General features: G+C 57.2%; 1 protein-coding gene and 1 pseudogene. One reads left to right on the top strand and one right to left on the bottom strand.

Features of this window, described 5'->3' with window-relative positions; translation table 11 throughout:
- Positions 1-141: 141 nt before the first annotated feature.
- Positions 142-1,131: a restriction endonuclease gene (locus tag ACZYOF_RS43515; RefSeq protein ID WP_463719560.1), complete on the top strand. Its 990-nt coding sequence runs from the start codon at positions 142-144 to the stop codon at positions 1,129-1,131.
- A gap of 769 nt (positions 1,132-1,900) precedes the next feature.
- Here ACZYOF_RS43515 and ACZYOF_RS43510 read toward each other — a convergent pair.
- Positions 1,901-2,067 (bottom strand): annotated as a pseudogene (locus ACZYOF_RS43510) (transposase); the annotation flags it as partial.

The following is a 2,067-nucleotide window of genomic DNA, read 5'->3' as shown; positions in this document are numbered from 1 at the left end:
CTGCGCGCAGGCGAGAAATTGGAAGACCGAGTCCGCACCCAGCTCGCCGACATCGGCAACAGACCAGCTTTGGTGCGTTCCTTCTTCAAGCATCCAGATGTCGCCTATATTTCTGACCTATGAGTAATGGGACACATTCTGATGGTTACCTCAGGGTTCGTGGCTTCGCTGAGCGAAGATACCGGCGAACGTTCGGGTCTCGCGCTCAGCAGGCAGCAACTTATCGAGCACCTCCGGGAGGATCACCCGTTTCGGATAGCATTTACCCAAGACGACGCATTGATGCGCGTTGGAAGCGAAGAGTATGCGGACACGGTAGGAGATCTACTCTACGCCCTCGGCACCGCTGACCAACCAGGCATGCCGAGCCTGGGTCAGCGGTTGATCGCAAGACTGGGGCCGGACTGGCGCGCGCTGATGGATTTCGAGACGATCCTCCAAGTCGAGGCCGTTGGCAATCATCATCTGCAAATACGCAATAGGAGCGGATCGCTCGATCGGGACGCACTGGATTCAGACATCAAAAGCGTCATCGGCGGATCCAGTAAGACAATTATGGAGCATTTGCTGGAGGCTATGTCGGTCCACCTAGCTCTGTCGCCGTTTTTTAAACGTGAGAAGAAAGCGAAGGATCACTTGGCTCTGATGGACTTATTCGAGAGTGAGCGTCTTCCAATCGTAGGATCTGGTTTCGTTGATCAACGGTTTGTGAACTATCTCTCGCGGAAGCCCGAGCTTCTGCAGGAGATAAATTGGCGGCAGTTCGAGGGACTCTCCGCAGAATGGCTAGCCCGAAATGGCTACGAGGTAGAACTTGGAACTGGCCGAAATGACGGCGGTGTCGACGTTCGCGCTTGGAATGCCGGCAGGAAACCCGGCGTTCCGCCAGTTGTGATCGTTCAGTGCAAACGGGAGAAGCGGAAGATCGGCAAGGTCGTCGTAAAGGCCCTCTGGGCCGACGTTCATGCAGAAGGAGCCGATGGAGGCCTCGTAGTCACGACGAGTGATATAAGTCCGGGAGCGTCGAAACTTGTCGAAGGTCGGGCGTATCCGATCACGGTTGCGAATCGTGACGAGGTCACACGGTGGATCACGGCCATGCGGCGCCCTACTGCCGGCGTGGTCCTTTAGGGGTAGCTTCGTCAACAAAAACCTGAGTGAGATACCGGCTGCGTATCGTTTCGAGCCAGTCATACCTGACTGCGCCGTCGCGTCTCGCATCCGCGTTGCGTACCACGCGTCGAGCGTTTCGAAGCATTGCCAGCAGGACGATGTCGACCTCATCGGGAGAGATCAAGCTGCGGCTTGCAGCTTCGGCAATCGTTTCGTCCGAAGCATAGTGCCTGCCTTCCCGGATCATTTGGCGACGAAACCGCGAATAGGCACCGGGCAAGCCAAGTACTGATATGCGCGGCGCCTGCAGTAGCGTCCTCAACCAGGACCGTGTCGCGATGTTCTTGCCGATCGGCACGAAAACGTTGTCGGAGGGCAGCCTGTTGCCGATCAGTTCAATGACCCTGGCTGATTGTCCGCCGAGTGACCGTCGGCCTTCTGCGACGGAACGCGCCCAATTCCGAAGAGCGTTCCAAAGAACATTCAGTGCGCGCGCCTCTGAGGTCCCTGTGGACGCCAGGACTCGGCTTGTTTCGTCATCGTCATCCTCATCATCGTCGTCCCGCTCCGATAGCCGGGGCGAAGGGAGGGAAGCGAGCTCCCGGACCAAGCCCTTGTTTTGATTTAGTAGAAGATTGTTAATCTTTCTCAACTCTGCGGTGATCAGGTCGCCGAGACGCTTAACCTCCTCGTGGAGCTCCGTCGCCTGCATAGCGATTGCCAGCATATCGTCGATTCTGGGCTCGTTACCTTGTCTAAGCTCGGCTCGAATCCTGGTGCCGATACCCCTGGCGCGTTCATCATCGGAGCCTTGCAGACTTGTTAGGGCATTGCCAGTGCGCTTGGCATGGCTCCATACGAGCTCGTCGGGATTCAAATCCGGGGCATATCCCGGAAGAAAGTGCAGCGTCAGCTTTCCCTGCGTGCTCGCCACGTAGTCCTTGACCACCGCCT

The organism is Bradyrhizobium sp. LeoA1Lang (assembly GCF_055413685.1).
The sequence above is the reverse complement of the archived record's forward strand: the minus strand, read 5'-3'. Positions and strand labels throughout refer to the sequence as shown.